This window comes from Nocardia sp. BMG51109 (assembly GCF_000526215.1).
In the GTDB taxonomy this organism is placed as follows: Bacteria; Actinomycetota; Actinomycetes; order Mycobacteriales; family Mycobacteriaceae; genus Nocardia.
Genome location: NZ_JAFQ01000004.1, coordinates 5,715,499 through 5,733,804 on the forward strand (window position 1 = coordinate 5,715,499; position 18,306 = coordinate 5,733,804).

General features: G+C 69.3%; 17 protein-coding genes and 1 pseudogene. 9 read left to right on the forward strand and 9 right to left on the reverse strand.

What is annotated here, in order from left to right; translation table 11 throughout:
* Window positions 1-54: 54 nt before the first annotated feature.
* Window positions 55-1,050 carry a cytochrome P450 gene (locus D892_RS0127160; protein ID WP_232236181.1) on the reverse strand — a complete coding sequence of 332 codons (996 nt, stop codon included), beginning with the start codon at window positions 1,048-1,050 and terminating at the stop codon, window positions 55-57.
* 572 nt (window positions 1,051-1,622) lie between these two features.
* Here D892_RS0127160 and D892_RS0127165 point away from each other — a divergent pair.
* A complete protein-coding gene (locus tag D892_RS0127165) occupies window positions 1,623-2,882 on the forward strand; it encodes a cytochrome P450 (protein WP_036567516.1) in 1,260 nt (419 codons plus the stop codon).
* Between the two features lie 66 nt (window positions 2,883-2,948).
* Complete coding sequence (locus D892_RS0127170; RefSeq protein WP_024804258.1) at window positions 2,949-3,305, forward strand: hypothetical protein; 357 nt, start codon at window positions 2,949-2,951, stop codon at window positions 3,303-3,305.
* A gap of 8 nt (window positions 3,306-3,313) precedes the next feature.
* Here the strand turns inward: D892_RS0127170 and D892_RS0127175 are convergent, their stop codons facing one another.
* The 5 genes from D892_RS0127175 to D892_RS0127195 form a co-directional block, all read right to left on the reverse strand.
* A complete protein-coding gene (locus tag D892_RS0127175; protein ID WP_024804259.1) occupies window positions 3,314-5,470 on the reverse strand; it encodes an acyl-CoA dehydrogenase in 2,157 nt (718 codons plus the stop codon).
* A 373-nt stretch (window positions 5,471-5,843) separates the two neighbouring features.
* Entirely contained in the window at window positions 5,844-6,776 is a 933-nt protein-coding gene (locus D892_RS0127180; RefSeq protein ID WP_024804260.1) for a polysaccharide deacetylase family protein, read from the reverse strand.
* Entirely contained in the window at window positions 6,769-8,205 is a 1,437-nt protein-coding gene (locus D892_RS0127185) for an NCS1 family nucleobase:cation symporter-1 (protein ID WP_156959704.1), read from the reverse strand. The genes D892_RS0127180 and D892_RS0127185 overlap by 8 nt, the downstream gene beginning before the upstream one ends.
* Window positions 8,206-8,249: 44 nt before the next feature.
* Window positions 8,250-9,572, reverse strand: a complete 1,323-nt coding sequence (locus D892_RS0127190; protein ID WP_198037000.1) for an MFS transporter — start codon at window positions 9,570-9,572, stop codon at window positions 8,250-8,252.
* A gap of 20 nt (window positions 9,573-9,592) precedes the next feature.
* Window positions 9,593-10,534: a polysaccharide deacetylase family protein gene (locus tag D892_RS0127195; protein ID WP_024804263.1), complete on the reverse strand. Its 942-nt coding sequence runs from the start codon at window positions 10,532-10,534 to the stop codon at window positions 9,593-9,595.
* 173 nt (window positions 10,535-10,707) lie between these two features.
* On the opposite strand from D892_RS0127195, the gene D892_RS0127200 reads away from it, so the two are divergent.
* Window positions 10,708-11,433, forward strand: coding sequence for a GntR family transcriptional regulator (locus D892_RS0127200; protein WP_084161246.1), 726 nt, complete (start codon window positions 10,708-10,710; stop codon window positions 11,431-11,433).
* 70 nt (window positions 11,434-11,503) lie between these two features.
* Here the strand turns inward: D892_RS0127200 and D892_RS48805 are convergent.
* A pseudogene (locus D892_RS48805) lies at window positions 11,504-12,067 on the reverse strand (alpha/beta fold hydrolase); the annotation flags it as partial.
* A 97-nt stretch (window positions 12,068-12,164) separates the two neighbouring features.
* Between D892_RS48805 and D892_RS49750 the strand changes: the two are divergent.
* From D892_RS49750 to D892_RS0127225, 4 genes are all read left to right on the forward strand, one after another.
* On the forward strand, window positions 12,165-13,124 hold the full coding sequence (locus D892_RS49750; RefSeq protein WP_084161247.1) for a helix-turn-helix transcriptional regulator: 960 nt from the start codon (window positions 12,165-12,167) through the stop codon (window positions 13,122-13,124).
* Between the two features lie 46 nt (window positions 13,125-13,170).
* Entirely contained in the window at window positions 13,171-13,560 is a 390-nt protein-coding gene (locus D892_RS48810) for a hypothetical protein (protein WP_232236182.1), read from the forward strand.
* A gap of 52 nt (window positions 13,561-13,612) precedes the next feature.
* Complete coding sequence (locus D892_RS45660; protein ID WP_232236183.1) at window positions 13,613-14,056, forward strand: Rrf2 family transcriptional regulator; 444 nt, start codon at window positions 13,613-13,615, stop codon at window positions 14,054-14,056.
* Between the two features lie 92 nt (window positions 14,057-14,148).
* Window positions 14,149-15,585 (forward strand): MFS transporter, encoded by a 1,437-nt coding sequence (locus D892_RS0127225; RefSeq protein WP_024804269.1) that lies wholly within the window; start codon window positions 14,149-14,151, stop codon window positions 15,583-15,585.
* Between the two features lie 74 nt (window positions 15,586-15,659).
* On the opposite strand, the gene D892_RS0127230 is transcribed toward D892_RS0127225, so the two are convergent.
* On the reverse strand, window positions 15,660-16,121 hold the full coding sequence (locus tag D892_RS0127230) for a cupin domain-containing protein (protein WP_024804270.1): 462 nt from the start codon (window positions 16,119-16,121) through the stop codon (window positions 15,660-15,662).
* A 74-nt stretch (window positions 16,122-16,195) separates the two neighbouring features.
* Between D892_RS0127230 and D892_RS0127235 the strand changes: the two genes are divergently transcribed.
* A complete protein-coding gene (locus tag D892_RS0127235; protein ID WP_036567517.1) occupies window positions 16,196-16,798 on the forward strand; it encodes a TetR/AcrR family transcriptional regulator in 603 nt (200 codons plus the stop codon).
* Window positions 16,799-16,961: 163 nt separating this feature from the next.
* Window positions 16,962-17,663, forward strand: a complete 702-nt coding sequence (locus D892_RS0127240) for a hypothetical protein (RefSeq protein ID WP_024804272.1) — start codon at window positions 16,962-16,964, stop codon at window positions 17,661-17,663.
* A 3-nt stretch (window positions 17,664-17,666) separates the two neighbouring features.
* Here the strand turns inward: D892_RS0127240 and D892_RS0127245 are convergent, their stop codons facing one another.
* Window positions 17,667-18,281: a bifunctional 2-polyprenyl-6-hydroxyphenol methylase/3-demethylubiquinol 3-O-methyltransferase UbiG gene (locus tag D892_RS0127245; RefSeq protein WP_024804273.1), complete on the reverse strand. Its 615-nt coding sequence runs from the start codon at window positions 18,279-18,281 to the stop codon at window positions 17,667-17,669.
* Window positions 18,282-18,306 lie beyond the last annotated feature (25 nt).

Below are 18,306 nucleotides of genomic sequence, written 5' to 3' on the forward strand. Positions count from 1 at the left end.
GCCGAGCACACCCCGCGAATGCACTGCCGCCCCGATCGGGGCGGGTGCCGAAAGCTAGTCGGCCGACCCGTCGGGCCAGGTGACGGGCAGCCGCTCGACGCCGTAGATGGCGACCTGGTCGCGCATGCGCACTTGATCGGGCGGCACGGCGAGCGCGATACCCGGGAACCGGCGCAGCAGGGCGCCGAATCCGATGCGCAGCTCGATACGGCTCAGCTGCTTGCCGAGACACTGGTGCACGCCGTGGCCGAAGGCGAGGTGGCCGCGCGGCGCCCGGGTGACGTCCAGGGCGTCCGGCTCGTCGGCGAACTGCGCCGGATCCCGGTTGATCGACGGCAGCGACAGCGTGACCGTCTCACCCTGCCTGATCAGCACGCCGTCGACCTCGACGTCCTCCAGCGCGGTCCGGCTCGGGCCGATGTGCACGACGCTGAGGAACCGGAGCAGCTCCTCCACCGCACCCTCGATGAGCGACGGATCGGCGCGCAGCTTCACCAGCTGTTCCGGATAGGACAGCAGCGTGAGCGTGCCCAGTGCCAGCATGTCGCTGGTGGTCTGGTGGCCGGCCAGCAACAGCAGCATCCCGATATTGCCGAGTTCCAGCTCGGTGAGTTCGGCATCGGCGGCGAGGCCGCTGAGCAGGTCGTCGGTGGGCTCGGCTCGCTTGCGCACCGCGAGATCGGCGATGTACTGCACGATCTCGCCCAGCGCCGCTTCGGATTTCGTGTGATCGGAGCCGAGGCTCAGCGCGGTCTCCGTGCGGTCGAGGAAGAACTCCCGATCCGTATACGGAACCCCGAGCAGTTCGCAGATCACCAGCATCGGGATCGGCATGGCGAACATCGACACCAGATCGACCGGGGGCCGCGCCCGTGCCATCTCGTCGAGGTGGCTTTCGACGATCTCCTCGATCCGCGCCTCGAGCTGATTGATCCGGCGCACCGTGAACTGCGCGGTGAGCAGGCGGCGGAACCGGGTGTGCTCCGGCGGATCCATTTCCATGAAGAATCCCGGATAGGCCGGCCGGTTCGGCACGAACGGTCCGGGCATCGGAATATGGATGAGTTCGCTGCGCGAACTGAAACGGGAATCGGCGAGAATCTTACGCCCGGCCGAATATCCCGAAATCACCCATCCCAGATGTCCGTCCGGGAATCGAAATCTACTGATCGGCTCGTTCTCGCGCCGTATCTGCAATTCCTCGGCGGGATGGAACAGCTCCCGCCGAATAGTGGGAAAAGCCTCCAGGACCGATGAATCATGGGCCGGACACTGCGACATCTGGCAAACCCCCCGGGTTACTTCATGTTCTGCGTCTCGGCCACAGTCAAACAGATCCTCACGGGGTTGGCAACTGCCGTGTGACCGTTGCCTCTTTGCCGGTGGGAGCGGTTGTGAGATGCCCCGAGTATTCGGGGCAGACGGGTGCCCCGAATACTCGGGGCAAAGGCCGGGGAATCCCGCTCGGGCCGAATGTGTGGTTGTGCGCGGGCCGGTCCTGCGCTATGAATGTGGTGCGGTGCCGAGAAGTGCGAAAGCCACGGTGCTGTCGAGGGGGTGCCGTGCACTGAACCGGGGGCTCGGCGACCACGCATCATCGCATGGGAGTTAGCGAGGAAAACATGGTCGAGACCGAGATCGGCGACCGTATCGAAGAAGTCGGCGACGATTTCCACGTCGATCCGCATCGATACTACCGGCGCTGGCGGGAGCGCGGCCCGATCCACCGGGTGCGGTTCTCCGACGGCACCGGCGGCTGGGTGATCATCGGCCACGCCGAGGCCCGCGAGGCGCTGACCGAGCCGCGGCTGCGCAAGAGCGCGGCCGGGTACTACCGGCTGTTCGGCGATTCCGCGAAGGCCGCCGCCGAGGCGGCGGACTCCGAGGCCGCCACCGAGGTCAACGGCGCCGACTCCGACGCGCAGGTGCTGGCATCGCACATGCTCAACAGCGATCCGCCCGACCACACCCGGCTGCGCAAGCTCGTCACCAAGGGCTTCACCCCGCGCCGGGTGGCGGCCCTGCGGCCGCGCATCGAGCAGATCACCGCGGACCTGCTCGACGAGATGGCCCGGCACGACGAGGTCGATCTGGTGACGGCGTTCGCGAACCCGTTGCCCATCACCGTGATCTGCGAACTGCTCGGCGTGCCGTACGACGATCGCGCCGAATTCCAGTCGTGGGCACGGACTCTGGTGAGTTCGTCCGGTGGCGCCGAGGAGATCGCCGCGGCGTTCTCCGCCATGGCGGGCTATCTGCGAGATCTGGTGGCCGCCAAGCGGGCCCGGCCCGGTGCGGATCTGCTCTCCGGCCTGCTGCAGGTCCGCGACGACGGCGATCAGCTGTCCGAGCGGGAACTGGTCGCGATGGCGTTCCTGCTGCTGGTGGCCGGCTACGAGACCACGGCGAATCTCATCGGCAACGCCACATACGCCCTGCTGTGCAACAGATCCCAGTTCGAGGCGCTGTGCGCCGACCCGTCCCGGGTGCCCGCGGCGGTCGAGGCGCTGCTGCGCTTCGACGGCCCGGTCGGCTGGGCGACGGTGCGCTACACCGAGGAGCCGGTGCGGGTCGCCGGTGTCGAGATCCCCGGCGGCCAGCTCGTCTACGTCGCGCTCACCGCCGCCAACCACGACCCGGGTCATCACCCGGACGCCGGCCGTCTCGACATCGGCGCGGAGACCTCCGGGCACCTGGCCTTCGGCCACGGCATCCACTTCTGCCTCGGCGCCCCGCTGGCGCGGCTGGAGGCGGAGATCGCGTTCACGCAATTGGTGCGGCGTTTTCCGGGCCTCCGGCCGGCATGGTCCGGTGCACCCGAATGGCATCGGGGCGCGTTGATTCGCGGACTCGAGGAACTGCCGGTCCGCCTGCGGGCGTAGAACGCCACCGCCCGGGTATTCCGGAATCTATACTCCGACAATTACATCGACACATCTGGGGGAATTGTGCTGGACCGATTCGGCTGGCAACTACAGGTCGGCGACGCGGTCACCGTGCGTGGCAGCTCCGACGGGGTGGCGCATCTGCACGGTTCGCAGGGAGTCATCGCGGGATTCGACGAGGATCGTGCACTCGTCGAATTGATTGCCGATGCTTCGCTCTATCGGTACGACGACCCGATCCCGCTGTACCCCCACGATCTCGAGTACGGTCGTGTCGGCGTGACGATCGATGCCGATCTGCGCGACAAGATGATCGAGGATTGCGCCAGAATCCGCATGGAATCCGTGGTCGAGGCCGGTATCGAAGAATCGCTGCTGACACCCGAACAAGGGGAATGGTTGCGCAAACGGATGAAATAGGGGGTGGCTCAATCGATCAGCGGATCGCGCGGCATGCCGAGAATTCGTTCCGCGATCTGATTGCGGGTGACCTCGGAGGTGCCGCCGGCGATGGCCATACCCCGCGCGCCGAGTACCACGAGGTTCGCCAGCGCCGTGGGGCCTTCCGCCAGTGCGAGATCCGGGCCCATCAGCCCGGCCAGGATCGCCGCCCGTTCGCCGACGTGCTCGGCCAGCTTCAGCTTGGTGACATTGCCCTCGGGGCCCGGCCCGGTGCCCTCGATGCTGCGCACCGCGCGGCGGAGGTTGAGCAGGCGCAGGGCGTGGTCGTCGGCGAGGAATCGGCCGACCCGGACGGGCGCGTCGGCGACCCGGCCGGGATTCTGGGCGACCAGCGGCACCAGGGTGGCCGCGGCGGACATGGCCGCCCCGGAGCCGCCGCCGATGCTGACGCGTTCGTTGCCGAGCGTTGCCCGCGCGACGGTCCATCCGGTGCCGGGCGCGCCCACGACGTCCTCGTCGGGCACGAACACGTCGTCGAAGAACACCTCGTTGAATTCCGAACCGCCGGTGAGCATGCGCAGCGGGCGGACCTGCACGCCGGGCGCCTGCATATCGATGATCACCGTGGTGATGCCGGCGTGTTTGGCGGCGTCGACGTCGCTGCGCACGGTGGCGAGGCCGCGGCGGCTGTAGTGCGCGCCGCTGGTCCAGACCTTCTGGCCGGTGATCTTCCAGCCGCCCTCGACGCGGGTGGCCCGCGTCTGCACCGCCGCGGCGTCGGATCCGGCGCCGGGTTCGGAGAACAGCTGGCACCAGACCTCTTCCTGGCGCAGTGCCTTGCCGACGAATCGTTCGATCTGGCCGGGCGTTCCGTGCTGGATGAGGGTGAGCACGACCCAGCCGGTGATCGAGTAGTCGGGGCGCCGCACGCCGGCCCGGGTGAACTCCTCATCGATCACCAGCTGTTCGACGGCGCCGGCGGCCCGGCCCCAGGGGCGCGGCCAGTGCGGCATGATGTATCCGGTCGCGATCAGCTCGTCGCGTTGCGCCGTCGCGTCGAGGGCGGCGATCCGCTCGGCGGCCGCGCGGACCGAGGCGCGCAGCTCATCGGTGCCCGCGGGCAGGTCGAGGCTGTTGTCCCGGGTCACGCCCGCCGAGGTCAGGGTGAACACGTCGTGGGCCGGGCCGTCGCCGCCGAGCAGCGCCTGGGCGGTTCGCGCCCGGCGCAGATGCAGGTGCGCGTCGTGTTCCCAGGTGAAGCCGATGCCGCCGTGCACCTGGATGTTCAGTTCGGCGTTGTGCACGTATCCGGGCAGGGCGAGCGCCGCGGCGGCCGCGGCCATCAGCTCGAACTGCCGCTCGTCGGCGCCCTCGGCGCGCGCCGCGTCCCACACCGTGGCCACCGCCGATTCGGCCGTCATCAACATGGTGGCGCAGTGGTGCTTGACCGCCTGGAAGGTGGCGATGGTGCGGCCGAACTGCTTGCGCCCCTTGGCGTATTCGACGGCGGTCTCGACGCACTCGGCCGCGCCGCCGACGGCCTCGGCGGACAGGACCGTCCGGGCGCGGGCGAGTGCGGCCGGACGCGCGCCCGCCACGACGCCGACCGCGGCATCGGTCAGGGTCACCCGGCCGGAGCGGCGGGTGGGATCCATATTCTCCGGCACCTCGACCCGGACACCGGCGGCGTCGCGCCGCACGATCAGCATGTCGTCGCCCGCGGCGAGCAGCAGCAGATCGGCGAGCCCCGCACCGAGCACGACACCGGCCGCGCCGCTCGCCCGGCCGTCGCGCACGGTGAGATCGCCGCCGAAACCGATACCGGCCGTGACCGATCCGTCGACCAGCCCGGGCAGCAATTCGGCCCGCTGCTCCTCCGTGCCGCGCGCCGCCAGCACGGCCGAGACGATCACGGTGGGGACGAACGGGCCCGGCGCGACGGCGCGCCCCAGCTCCTCGACGACGATCACCAGTTCGGGCAGCCCGTACCCGGAGCCGCCGTACCGGGCGCCGATGTGCAGGCCCGGCCAGCCGAGTTCGGCCAGCTCCGGCCAGAACCCGGGCCGGCTCTCCTCGGGCGAGTCGAGCAGTTCCCGCGCCGCGCCGCGCGCCTTGTGGCTGATCAGGAACGCACGCGCCACGTCGGCGAGTTCGCGGTGGTCGTCGGTCAGTGCGATACCCATCGGATCCTCCTCGGGGGCGGCGATGCCCGTGCGCCACGGGCGCCGAACCCGACTGTACGCAATCCGAATCGCCCGGATTCGGTCCTTCGGGCCCGGCGGCGCGCAACGTCCGTTCCGGGTCGCGCTCGCACGCCCCGTCGCAGTTACTGTACCGACGTCCACGCCTGCCACGCCGCCGATTCTCCGAATGGATTACCGGGCAGCACAGGTGATTACGCGGCAGTCGTTACCGGTCCCCGCCGGTCACGCGCGAGGGTGACCGGCGTCCGGTGCACGCGGTGGCATCATTCCGGCGCGAGCGTTGTGGTCATCTCGGCCGAAGCCCGCCGGGCTGGCGAAGTGCAGTGTCACTTCGGGAAGACGGGGCTCCGAGTCAGCCGAATTCCTCGTGGTGGTCCAGCCACCATCGGGCGATGTCGGCGCGGCGGGCGAACCAGACGTCGCCGCGGGCGAGGGCGTGGTCGACGAAATCGCGGACGGCGCGGGCCCGGCCGGGCATGCCGGCCCAGCGACCGTGCAGGCCGATCGTCATCATCCGGGGGTGCGTCGCCCCCTCATCCCACAGGTCGTCGAAACCCATTGCCAGGTAACGGAAGAACGACGTGGGGTCGGCATAGCCGGGGAAGGCGAACCGCATGTCGTTGAAGGTCAGCGAGTACGGGACGACCAGATGCCGGCCCGCCGCGGTCTCGGTGAAGTACGGCAGATCGTCGTTGTAGGCGTCCGAATCGTAGAGGAATCCGCCCTCGGCCGCGACGAGTTCCCGGGTGTGCGCCGTGGGTGTGCAGCGGGAATGCCAGCCGACCGGCCGGGTGCCGCAGGCCGTTTCGATGGCGGCCACCGCGCGGGCGATATCGTCGCGCTCCTCGGACTCCGACAGCCGCCACAGTTCCTCCCAGCGCCAGCCGTGTGCCATCGGCTCGTGCCCCGCCGCCGCGATGTACTCGCCGATCGCGGGATTCTCCCGCAACGCGCGCCCGCAGCAGTTGAACGTCGCGGGCAACCCGTACTCGTCCAGGATTCGGCCGAGACGCCATGTTCCGGAACGGCTCTCGTATTCGAAGCTCGATTCGACGCACAGGTCCCGGATACCGGGCCGGGTGGGGTTGATGGCGACCCCGAATTCGCCCGCCGCCTCCCGCCGCCCGTCTCCGGCGGCGAAACTGTACTCGGCGCCGGCCTCGTAGTTGACCACGATGCTGACCGCGATCCGCGCGCCGCCCGGCCACACCACCTGCGGCGGCACCGGGCCGTAGCCGACGAAATCGCGACGCGGGCCGGCGCCGGCGTTCCCGTGCTCAGACATGGGTGGCCTCCGGCGCGCTGCCGGCGGGTCCGGGCGCGGCGACGCGACTCGCCGCCAGGTATGTTCCCGCGGCGAGTGCCGCACCCAGCGCCCACGAGAACGGCGCGGCCGCATGCCATGCGGGCACCAGCGCGACAGGTATCGCGACGGCGGCGCCGATCGCCGCCGACAGCATCGCCCGCGGGTTGACCCCGCGCCGGTACCAATACCTCCCGCCGCCTTCGACATAGAGCTCGTCGACCACGACCCGGGTGCGGCGCACCAGGTAGTAATCGGACATGATCACCCCGAACAACGGGCCCAGCAGCGCGCCCAGACCGCCGATGAAATAGTCGACGACTACCGGACTGGAGTACAACGCCCACGGGCACACCAGGATCGAGCCGACCGCGGCGATGAATCCGCCCCGCTCGAAGGTGATGTACCGGGGCGCCACATTGGCGAAATCGAATGCGGGGGACACCACGTTCGCGGCGACGTTGACACCGACGGTGGCGACGGTGAACACGAGGGTGGCGAACACCAGCACCGGAGTGTTGTCGATGCGCTGGACCAGCTCGATCGGATCGGTGATCGGCTCCCCGAACAGTGTGACGCTCGCCGTGGTGACCACCGCGACCGTCACCGCGAAGACCAGGAAATTCACCGGCAGCCCCCACAGATTCGCCCGCCGCATCGACCGCGGCGACGGGCTGGCGCGGGTGAAATCGCTGATATTGAGCAGGAATGTGCCGAAGAACGACACGATCAGCCCGACGATGGAGGCGAACTGGAGCACCGCCGACCCGCCGTGCACCCGCTCGGGCGAGACCTCGACGCCGGGGGCGAACCCGGTGCGCACCAGCACCCAGCCCAGCAGCACGAACATCACCAGATAGACCGCCGGACCCGCCCAGTTCTGGTATTTGCGCACCGCTTCCATGCCGTGCCGCACCACCAGCAGTTGTGCCGCCCACAGCGCCAGGAACGCGCACCACCCCAGGGCGGACAGGCCGAGGAAGCCGGTCCGGTTCCACGACTCCAGTCCGGGCGCCAACCGCAACGCGAGCGCCGAAATCGCCACCGAGCCCAGATAGGTCTGCACGCCGTACCAGAACACGGCCAGCACGCCGCGCACCAGCGCGGGGACGTTGGCGCCGAAGACGCCGAAACTGATGCGCGCCACGACCGGATACGGGACGCCGGTGCGCTGCCCGATCGCGCCGCTGAGGTTCATCAGCGCGTAGACCAGGACGAGCGCCACGAGCATCGCCGCGAGGACGGTCCAGGTGCCCAGGCCGTGGAAGAAGAATCCGATGGCGAAGGTGTAGGCACCGACGTTGTGCAGCACCGACATCCACAGCGCGAACACGCTGTAGCCGCTCCAGCTCTTCACCGTGGCCGGCGCGAGATCGGGATTGCGCAGGCGCGAGGCCGGCGGTTCGGGCATCGGACGACTCCTCGAAAAGTGGCCGGGCAGTGTGGGTTCGGTGGTCATCGGGCGCTTCCCTCCACGGCGTGGCCGGGCCGGATCCGTGGCGCGCCGAGGATCAGCACGGCGGCCACCGCGCAGGCCATGGCCCCGGAACCGGCGGCGGCCGTGGCGCTCCACCCCAGGTCCTGCAACCCGCCGTAGAGCAGCGGCCCGACGATTCCGCCGAGCGGTCCGACCGCGCCGATCAATGCCGCTCCGCTGCCGCGCACCCGGGTCGGGAACACCTCACCGAGATAGGTGAACAGCGGTGCGGCGGCGCCCTGCGCGAAAAACAGTGTGAGCGAATAGGACACGATGACGGCCGTGCTGCCGGTGGCGCCGAACAGTAGATAGACGGTCAGGGCTCCGGCGAGCAGCTGGGCGGCGGCGACGGTCTCGCGCCGCCCGATCCGGTCGCCGAGATGGCCGAGGACCAGGTAGCCGACCAGGGCAACCAGGTTGGCCACCACCACGATCCACAGCGCACTCGTCACCGATACGCCCTTGACGTCGCCGAGCACCGTGGTCGCGAGCACGGTCAGCTGCGAGTCGGCGATCAGCTTCACGAAGAAGCCCAGCGCCAGGCACAGCGTCGGCCGCCGCAGCCGGCCGCGGAACAGTTCGGCATACGTATTGCGTTGTGCGCCGGGCTCTTCCATGCCCCAGTCCCGTGCGAGCGCGGCCGCCTCGGCCGTCGCACCCGCGGAACGCAGTTCGCGCAGCCGCCGGAGCTTCAGGAAATGCGGCGACTCGCGCAGCCGGGTCCGCAGCACGAGCATCACCAGCAGCGGGAAGAGCGCCACCGCGAACACTCCGCGCCAGCCGATCACCGGCTCCAGCAGCGCGGCCAGCCCGGCCGACAGCATGACGCCGACCGGCCAGCCCGCCTGCACCATCCCGTACAGCAGACCCCGGCGGCGGGGACCGTAGACCTCGTTCAGATAGGCCGCGTTCACCGATTGCTCGGCCGATCCGAAGCCGGACAGCGCCCGGGCGAGTACCAGGCTGACCGGTCCCACGGCCACGGCCGCCAGCCCGGAGCTGACCGCGGCGCCGGAGGTGGTCAGCAGCAGCGCGGGCCGCCGGCCGAGCCGGTCGATCATCGGCCCCACCGCCAGCGCCAGCACGACCGAGCCCGCGGAGACGGCGGTCGCGACGTAGGACGCCGTACTGGACGACCAGTGGAAATCGTCGCGGATCACCGGCAGCAGATTGCCGAAGGTGATCTGGTCGTAGACCGACAGCGTCCACGCCAGGAAGGCGACCACCGAGGTGTAACCGATCTGCCGCCGCGTGAACGGCGCGAACGCCGGATCGGCGTGGAGTGTCTCGATGTCGCTCACGCGGACTCGCCGGTGCGTGCTCACGCGAACTCCCCGGTGCGGCCGAACTCGCCGGCGTGCTCGTGGAACCACTCCGCGATATCCGCCTTGCGGGTGAACCAGACCCCGTCGTGCGCCAGGCAGTGGTCGAGGAACTCGCGCAGCGCGTGGGCGCGGCCGGGCTGTCCGATCAGCCGCGGATGGATCCCGACCGACATCATCTGCGGCCGCTGCGCGCCCTCCTCCCAGAGCAGATCGAAGGTGCGTCGGCAACTGTCCAGAAAATCGGACGGCGAAGAATACGCCTGTCCCGGATGAAACAGCGAGTCGTTCGTCACGAAGGAATACGGAACGACCAGATGCCGCGTCTGCCCGACCCGGGTGAAATACGGCACGTCGTCGGCGAAAGAATCGCTGTCGTAACGAAATCCGCCCTCCTCGACGAGTAATTCCCGAGTATTGAGCGAGGCCGGGCACCGGCTGTACCACCCGACCGGGCGGTGCCCGCAGGTGCGCCGGATCGACTCGACGGTCCACGCGATGTGCTCGCGCTCCACGTCCCGGGCGAGCCGGCTGACCTCCTCCCATCGCCAGCCGTGCGCGCACACCTCGTGCCCGGCCTCGGCGATATAGGCGCCGACCTCGGGCACCAGCTCGAACGCCCGGGCACAGCCGTGGAAGGTGACCCGCAGCCCGTAGGCGTCGAACAGGCGCTGCAACCGCCACACCCCGGTCCGGCTGCCGTACTCGAAGATCGACTCGTTGCCCAGATCCCGGATCGGCGGCGGCGGATAGCCGAACTCCTGCGGCGGTTCGTTGCGGCCGTCACCGGCCCAGTACGACGCCTCCGCACCCGACTCGAAATTGACGATCAGGCATACGGCTATCCGCGCGCCGTTCGGCCAGCGCACTCCCGCGCCGCCGCGACCGTATCCCGTGAAATCCCGGTCCGGTCCGTGCCGGTCCGCAATCGGTGCCGTCATGAATTGCGTTCCTCCGGCTCGTTTTCCGTAGCGTCGATTTCGACATTCTGGGAATGTGCGGCAGCCGAAGTCAACGGGTATCCACGTATACTTCGCCACGTATACCGGGCCGGAAACACGGCCGAAACGTGAATGGCGCGAACAATTAGCATCCGGGTGATAACACTACGATCATGGCGTTACCGGCACCCGTTCCAGGGCATGCGAAACCGCGGCATGCGACACCACCCTCGGTACCGCCCGCGCTGAAGGGAATGCTGCACGCCTACGGCCCCGGGCGGCCACCGCTGCGGGAACGGGTGCGCGACGTGCTGCGCGAGTGGATCGCCGACGGCGTCCTCGCTCCCGGAATGCGTTTGTACGAACAGGATTTGGCGGTCTCCCTGGATATGTCGCGGGTGCCGGTCCGGGAGGCCATCCGCATGCTCGAGGCCGAGGGATACGTGACCGTGCACGGCCGCCGGATCCGCGTCCGGGCCCTGGATCCGGCGTCCGTGGCGAACCTGTTCGACGTGTGCGAGACGCTCGAGGCGCTGGCCGCCCGGCAGGCCGCCGAACAGATCACCGCCGAGGGCGCGCATCGGCTGCGCACCGTGCTGGAGGTGGGCCGCACCGGGCTGGCGGCGGGCGAGTGCCCGGTCTCCAACGGCGTGAATATGTCACTCCACGAAGAGATCTCACGCCTGGCCGCCAACGACGTCCTCGACCACACTCTCGCCCCGCTCCGCGGCCGCGTCCAATGCCTGCTGCGGCACAGCGGCGACAGCCACCGGATCCTCGCCGAACACACCGCCATCACCGAGGCCATCGCCACCGGCCGGGCAGGCCGCGCTGCCGAACTCGCCATCGCCCACCTGCGCGCCACCCGCACGGAGATACTGGCCGCCCTGCCGGGGTGAGGGCCTGGGCCTCGCGACACGCTGGCTCGCATGGAAGATCCTGCACGACAAGGATTCTGGCGTCAGCGCATCACGAGACAGCCGTTCGGCTCAGCACCCGTCCGAGGAAGCCGCGCAGGTACCCCGCGACGACGTCCAGGTGGCTCTCCAGCAGGAAGTGGCCGCCGTCGATCAGGTGCACCTCCGCGTCCTCGGCGTCGCGGGCGAAGGCCACCGCACCGGCTGGGCCGAAGATCTCGTCGTTGCGGCCCCACACGGCGAGCACCGGAACCCCGCCGGTGCGCAGGAATTCGTGGAGCAGCGGGTAGAGCGGGCGGTTGTTCCGATGGTCGCGCAGCAGCGCCAGCTGGATCTCGTCGTTGCCCGCGCGGGAGACGAGGGCGAAGTCGTGTTCCCAGGTGTCCGGGCTGACCAGGCTCGGATCGGGCACGCCGTGCACGTACTGCCAGCGGATGGCCGCCAGGCTCAGCGCGGCGCGGACGGCGGTTTCGGTGCCGGGGCCGGGGTTCGCCGCGTAGGCCCGGACGTCGGCCCAGAACGACTCGACGAAACCGTCCTCGTCACCGTTGCCGTTCTGGGTGACGACGGCGGAGATCCGCTCGGGGTGCGCGAGCGCGAGGCGCCATCCGATGGGCCGCAGTGCCAGTGCGGTCGCGATGATCGGGACGAAGCACAAGGTGGTCGGAACCGCTTGTGGCCCTTGATGGTCGGCGATCGTCCCGAGCAGCGGCATGAACAGACCGCCCGCGCTGACCGCCAGGCCGAGCGTGACGCCCGGAGCGGCGGCCGTCGTTCCGGCAGCGGACCGGGGCGCCGGCGGTAGTCTGGCCGGGGTGGACGGTAGGCGGTTGCTGGAGGTCCGGGGCACCTTGCAGGTGGCCGCCGAACATGTCGTGTACGCGCGGCCGGCATTGTTCGAGGGGCTGCATACGCACCGCGCGTTCGGGTTCGATGTCGTCGAACCCGGACAGGTGCGGCGCAGGAAGATTCCCGGCGGGACCGTGAAGATCGTCTTCGCGCTCGACGGCACCGTCGACGGTGTGCGGCGCGACCCGGCCGGACTGGTGGTCGGCATGTACGACCGCGGCACGACGGCCACGCACGAGGGCCGGATGTGGAGTGCGCAACTGCAATTGGGGCCGCTGGCCGCCCGCCGGTTGCTCGGTGTTCCGCTGTCGGAGTTCCGCAACACGACGCTGGACGCGGGCGATCTGTTCGGGCGGTCGGCGCGCGGGCTGGCCGAACGGCTCGCCGAGACACCCACGTGGGACGGCCGTTTCGCGTTGATCGCCGCCTACCTGCGAGACCATTCCGCACACGCGGATTCCGACCCGGTCGTGGCGGCCGCCGTCCGCAGGCTGCACACCACCCGCGGGTCGGTGCCGATAGCCGACCTGGCCGCCGACGCCGGATGGAGCCGGCGTCACTTCTCCCGCCGCTTCGCCGATCAGGTCGGGCTGTCGCCGAAATCGTATGCGGCACTGAGCCGTTTCACCGCGGCACTGACCTTGCTGACCCGTGCCGACGAGACGCACACGCCCGACCTCGCCCGGATCGCCGACACCTTGGGCTACTACGACCAATCGCATCTCACCCGGGATTTCCGGCGGTTCGCCGGGACGACACCGGGCCACCTGGTGCGGAGCGATATGTCCCATTCTTCCAAGACGGCCTCGCCGCCGCACCCATAGCCTTCTCGGTCGACAGGATGAAACCGGCTGCGAGGGGACAATTTCGATGCCTGTGACACCGGCAGTCGTGCGCATCGCCGCCGCGGGTATCGCCTTCCACGCGACCAATCATGTGATCGTCCCGCTGATTCCGCCGGTGAGCTGGCACGTCGGAACCGTCTATCACCTGATCAGCGCACCGGTGTACGCGGCGCTGATACTTCCGGTGCTGCGCGGCCGCAACTGGGCCCGCGTCGTGATCACCGTGTTGCTCGGCTGCCAGTTCGCCGGTCGTTTCGTCGTGTGGGCGTTGTTCCCCGAGGCCGGGGTGCATGTGGCCCTGGTCGCCGGGTGGGCGGTGTCGCTCACGGTGTTCGCGCTGTTGTGGATTCCCCGCCGGGCGCACCGGCACTTCCGGACTCGAACCTCGGCCGGGATTGACGGCCACCCGAACTGATACTAGTCTAGTTGCAGTTCAGTCGGTCCGTGACGAGTGCGAAAGGGGCGCAGTGGGTCTCAGTAGTAGGAGTGCGGTCGCGATTCACGCGCTCACGATGCTGGCGCGCTGGGATCGGTCGCTCACGTCCGCGGAGATCGCGGACAGCCTGGCCAGCAATCCGGTTCTGGTGCGGCGCATCCTCGGTGGCCTGCGCGATGCCGGCCTGGTGTGGTCCACCGAAGGGCGTGGCGGCGGCTGGTCGCTCGCGCGTGCCGCGCGTGAGATCTCGCTCTACGACGCGTACGCCGCCGTCGAGGAGGGACCGATCCTGTCGCGGCACGCCCATCCGGCCAGCGATGCGTGCGAGGTCGGGCGCCATATGCAAGCCCTGCTCGAGGCGGAGTTCCGGGAGGCGGAACAAGCCATGGAGCAGCGGCTCGGCCGGACCACGATCGCGGATCTGGCCCGGCAGGTGCTGGCGAGGGAACGTGAAGTCGCACTACGGAATCGCTAGCTGAACGTCGGCGGAGGCAGCCCCTCCGCCATTTTCTTCCCCTAACTGCAACCAAGATGGTTGCAGTAGTTTCCATACGGAGGACGCGTCACATGACAACCACGTCGACCACGCCCGCGCGGGCCACCTCGGGGCTCGCCCTGTTCGCGGTGCTGCTGCCCGCGATGCTCGCCACGGTCATCGCCAGCGACATGGTCAATCTCGTGCTGCCGTCCATCGGAGCGCAGTTCGGCGCCTCCGAGGCGCAGCTGGCGTGGGTGGTGACCGGCTTCCTGCTGATGTTCTCGATCGGTGTCCCGCTGTACGGCCGCATCTCCGACCGGGTGAGCCTGCGGCGACTGTTCGTCTTCGCCCTGGTGACCTACGCCGCCGGGAGCCTGGTCTGCGCGCTCGCCCCCGATCTGCTCGTGCTCGTGATCGGCCGGATCGTCATGGGGATGGGCGCGGCGGCGATACCCGTGCTCTCGATCATCGCCGTCACCAAGGTGCTGCCAATGACCAAGCGCGGCATGGGAATCGGCATCGTCTCCGCCGCCACGGGGATCGGGACCGCCGCGGGCCCGGCGGTCGGCGGTGGAATCGGCCAGCTCCTGGGGTGGCCCGCATTGTTCTGGCTCATGCTGGTGGTCGCGGTGGTCCTGCTCCCCGCGGCCTGGCGCGTGTTGCCGGGCGAGCCCCCGGCGGGTGCGGAACGGTTCGACCTTCTCGGCGGCATCCTGCTGGGTCTCGGCGCCGGGTCGGTGCTGTTCGGCATGACCCGGGCGCAGGCCGCCGGCTTCGGCGCCGCCTCGGCGTGGGGGAGTCTCGTGGTGGCGGTCGTGGCACTCGCGCTGTTCGGGTGGCGCACCGTCGGCGTCGCGCAGCCGTTCGTCCCGCCCGCGTTGTTCACCAACCGGGTCTATCGCGCCGCGGTGGGCGTCGGATTTCTGGCCATGATCGTCAACCTCGGCGGCCTGGTATTCGTTCCGCTGCTCGTCGTCGACGTCAACGGTCTCGAGCCGGGGGCGGGTGCCCTGGTCATGATCCCGGCCGGCGTTGCCGTCGCGGTCCTGTCGCCGTTGATCGGCCGCCTCACCGACCGCATCGGCACCCGGTCGCTGGTACTGACGGGCCTCACGCTCATGGGCCTGTTCGCCCTGTTCCTGTCGACGTTCGCGGCAGGGGCGTCGGTGATCCCGGCCGGCGTCGGAATCTTCGGTCTCAGTGTCGGTTTCATCCTCGTGATGACCCCGATCATCAGCGCCGCGGCCACGGCGCTGCCGCCCGACCAGGTCGGCGTCGGCCTGGGAATCCTGCAGGGAGCCCAGTTCCTCGGCGCCGGCACCGGCCCGGCCCTGTTCGGCATCCTGGTGACCGCCCGGCAGCACAGCGGCAGCGTCGCCCTCAACCCCTGGCACACCGGCCACGCGGCCGCCGCCTACTCCGACGTCTTCTCGATCATGACCGTGATCGTCCTCCTCACCCTGATCGTCGCCCTCCGCATGCGTCCAGCGCCGGCACCCGCGATCGAGCCGGAGCCGTCCGTCTGACAGTCCCCAACGGGGCTGTGCACGATTGATGGGGGTAGGTCATGCGGGTGGCACTCTGCGAGCTCTGATGCCCGTTACCGCTCTTCGTAGCGGATGTCGTACCTGGCGGCGATCGGGTTGATCTTCACCGGGTCCAGCACGCCGTCGGTCAGGACCGACGGGCCGGCCTCGAACAGATCCCGCAGGTAGCACTCCCACCCGCCGGGCGAGGAGATCTGCAGCATCCGCGGCGGCGGATCGGAGACGCACCGCAACGCGTGCGGAATCCCGTGTGGCAGTAGCACGAACATGCCCGCCGTCGCGGTGAACGTCCGGTCGTCGAAGTCCACACCGAGTTCGCCGTCCAGCACATAGATGCATTCGTCGGCGACGTGGTGGGTGTGGCGCGGAATATCGCGCGCCAGAGCCACTTCCAGCAGGGAGAACCGCCCTTCGGTGTCCTCCGTCGCGGCCTTCACCGCGAATGCCGGCGGTAGTGGAACACGACCGGGGCGGACCTCACCGGCAGACAGGCAGAGAAAACGATCATCGGACATCGCGTGCTATCCTCTCGAACAAAGTGGAATCGGATTCCGGTTCCGTTTTTAGTCTATCCCGAGAGGAACGACGCGTGTCAACACCACCGGCCCCGCGCAAGGCTCGCGCCGACGCCGCACGCAACCGAGAACGCATCCTGGAGACGGCTCGAATGTTGTTCGCCGAGCGTGGATCTCAGGTACAGCTCCCCGAGGTGGCACGCGCAGCCGGGGTCGGCATCGGCACGGTCTACCGCCACTTCCCCACACTGCCCGACCTCATCGAGGCCGCCGCCGAACAACGCTTCCACGAGATCGAGACCTTCGCCCGCACCGAATGCCTCGAACACACCGAGCCCGGACAGGCGCTGGTTCGCTATCTGCACCACGTCGGCGAGGTGCTCGCCACCGACCGCGGGCTGTCGGCGGCCATCGAATTCACGCGGCGGTCAACGGGCAGCGAACCGCGCGGGACGGCGCGGGACCGGCTCGAATCGGTCATCGGCGAGATCATCGCCGTCGACCGCGCCGCCGGCACACTCCGAGAGGACTGCCGCACCGCCGACATCTATCTACTCGTCGGCGCCATCTCGGCGACCATCCGAACCCGCAGCGGCGACTGGCGGCGACTGGTCGCCCTCGCCCTCGACGGCCTCCGGCCGCGAACCGCCCCGAAGCAGGACAGGCCGAAGATCTGAAACGGCACCGACCGGGAACTATTGTTGTGGATGTCGGCGAGCGCCATCGCGAGGATGTGAAAGTCCTACGTCCACGTCGGGAAGAGACGCATACTGTTTTTCATACGGTATGTGATACCGTCGATATTTGCTCGAGGCAACCCACGCCGAAGAAAGAGGGCATATGCCGCACACCGGGCAGTCGAACCCCTCGGGCGGTGGGACCGGATTCGGCGCACCGCCGCTCGCTCAGACCCGCGCGGCCGCGGACGCGATGCGCCGGCTCACCGGACTGCTGCTGTCGCTGGAGCAGCCGCACGCGGCGGTCGACGACATGCTGGCGCGATTCACCGACTGGGAACGTGACCTGACGGCGGCGGCCCCGCCGGACAGCGCACCGCGTATAGGCCCCGCCGGCACCGACACCCAGCGCGTCTACCTCGACCACGCCTTCGACATCGGTGCCTTCAACCCGTGCTTCCCGGAATACCGCTTCGACCACGTCGATCCCGAGAAGGCCCACGGCACTGTCACTTTCCCCCTGCCGTACGAGGGTCCACCCGGCCTGGTGCACGGCGGCTTCCTGGCGGTCTTCTTCGATTGCGTAGTGCAACACCAGAACTGCGCGGCGGGTCTCGCGGGCAAGACCCGCACCCTGACGGTGACCTACCGCCGCCCCACACCCCTGCTCACCGAGTTGCGCTTCGACATAACCCGTTCCGTCGGCGAGTCCGGTATCGATTCGACGGCCCGCCTCCTCCGCGACGACAAGGTCCTCTGCATCGGCCAGGCGAATGCGGTCGCCATGCAGCCGACTGCCTTGCCGGGAACCCGATTCGGTGCCCGCCGGACGACCGAGATCGCTGATCGGCCTCCGGTTCCCTGAGCTTCACGCCGTGCGCGAGAACACCGCCACCAGAAAGTCGGACTCGTCGGTGAACGGGCGCAGGTCCCATGTCGACAGCCGCAGATCCACTGTGAGTCCGGCGTTTTCGGCGTCGGCCAGGAACTGCGGGAACTCGTAGCCGCGATCGGCGCCGAACCCCACCACCGCTCGACCGTCCGGGGCGAGGTGGCGGGCGAACCCGGCCAGCACGGCCTCCCGCGTGGACGGCGCCAGGAATGTCATGACGTTTCCCGCGCACACGATGGCGTCGAAGTCGGCGGCGATGCCGCGGCCCGGCAGATCCAGTGCGGCGAGATCGCCGACCATCCAGGTCGGGCCGGGATGGTCCTGCTCCGCGGCGGCGATCAGCACCGGGTCGACGTCGACGCCGACCACGACGTGACCGGCTCGGTGCAGGTAGCCACCCACACGCCCCGGACCGCACCCCGCGTCCAGGATCCGGGCGCCGCGCTCGAGCATGGCATCGACCAGCCGCGCCTCCCCGACGATGTCCCGGCCTTCGGCCGCCATCGTCCGAAACCGCTCCACATACCACGTCGAATGCGCCGGATCGGCAGCAGTGAGTTCCTCCCACTGGCTGGGGGTACGTCCGCTCATCGTCTCCACTCCTCAACTCGGGCCC

Bases quoted from the DNA above. Each gene is read 5' to 3' on its own strand.
- D892_RS0127160 (WP_232236181.1), bottom strand. From the start codon at position 1,050: ATGCCCGGACCGTTCGTGCCGAACCGGCCGGCCTATCCGGGATTCTTC.
- D892_RS0127165 (WP_036567516.1), top strand. From the start codon at position 1,623: ATGGTCGAGACCGAGATCGGCGACCGTATCGAAGAAGTCGGCGACGAT.
- D892_RS0127175 (WP_024804259.1), bottom strand. From the start codon at position 5,470: ATGGGTATCGCACTGACCGACGACCACCGCGAACTCGCCGACGTGGCG.
- D892_RS0127180 (WP_024804260.1), bottom strand. From the start codon at position 6,776: ATGTCTGAGCACGGGAACGCCGGCGCCGGCCCGCGTCGCGATTTCGTC.
- D892_RS0127185 (WP_156959704.1), bottom strand. From the start codon at position 8,205: ATGCCCGAACCGCCGGCCTCGCGCCTGCGCAATCCCGATCTCGCGCCG.
- D892_RS0127195 (WP_024804263.1), bottom strand. From the start codon at position 10,534: ATGACGGCACCGATTGCGGACCGGCACGGACCGGACCGGGATTTCACG.
- D892_RS0127200 (WP_084161246.1), top strand. From the start codon at position 10,708: ATGGCGTTACCGGCACCCGTTCCAGGGCATGCGAAACCGCGGCATGCG.
- D892_RS49750 (WP_084161247.1), top strand. From the start codon at position 12,165: ATGAACAGACCGCCCGCGCTGACCGCCAGGCCGAGCGTGACGCCCGGA.
- D892_RS48810 (WP_232236182.1), top strand. From the start codon at position 13,171: ATGCCTGTGACACCGGCAGTCGTGCGCATCGCCGCCGCGGGTATCGCC.
- D892_RS0127225 (WP_024804269.1), top strand. From the start codon at position 14,149: ATGACAACCACGTCGACCACGCCCGCGCGGGCCACCTCGGGGCTCGCC.
- D892_RS0127230 (WP_024804270.1), bottom strand. From the start codon at position 16,121: ATGTCCGATGATCGTTTTCTCTGCCTGTCTGCCGGTGAGGTCCGCCCC.
- D892_RS0127240 (WP_024804272.1), top strand. From the start codon at position 16,962: ATGCCGCACACCGGGCAGTCGAACCCCTCGGGCGGTGGGACCGGATTC.
- D892_RS0127245 (WP_024804273.1), bottom strand. From the start codon at position 18,281: ATGAGCGGACGTACCCCCAGCCAGTGGGAGGAACTCACTGCTGCCGAT.